The sequence below is a fragment of the Bacillus cereus group sp. N6 genome, from assembly GCF_016483705.1.
Classification (GTDB): domain Bacteria; phylum Bacillota; class Bacilli; order Bacillales; family Bacillaceae_G; genus Bacillus_A; species Bacillus_A wiedmannii.
The window spans coordinates 1-239 of record NZ_JAEHBI010000329.1; the positions used below are offsets into that span (position 1 = coordinate 1).

Consider the following 239-nt stretch of genomic DNA (forward strand, 5'->3'; position numbering starts at 1 on the left):
GGAAATATCCTGCTTAAAGGTGGGGGGGGGAAAGGATAAACGCCGGCCATGAAACAGTTCGTATCCTATCCGACCCTAGTGAGTACCAAAGTAATGATTTTGGATGGAGATGGAGAATCTCGAGCGTATGGCGAGAAGGTAGACGCTGAAGAAGTCATTTGTCTTTCTTCACAAGATTCCGCATTACTGGATGTAAAAGACCGAGAAGCCTGTTTGCATTGAGATGTGGTATGTATAGA

Annotated in this window: 1 protein-coding gene; it reads left to right on the top strand. The window is 45.2% G+C overall.

Annotated elements, in window-relative coordinates; genetic code table 11:
• Positions 1-93 precede the first annotated feature (93 nt).
• On the top strand, positions 94-222 hold the full coding sequence (locus JDS99_RS32495) for a hypothetical protein (RefSeq protein ID WP_255543227.1): 129 nt from the start codon (positions 94-96) through the stop codon (positions 220-222).
• Positions 223-239 lie beyond the last annotated feature (17 nt).

What these genes read in the sequence shown, in the direction of transcription:
- JDS99_RS32495 (WP_255543227.1), top strand. Translation starts at nt 94, where the DNA reads ATGATTTTGGATGGAGATGGAGAATCTCGAGCGTATGGCGAGAAGGTA.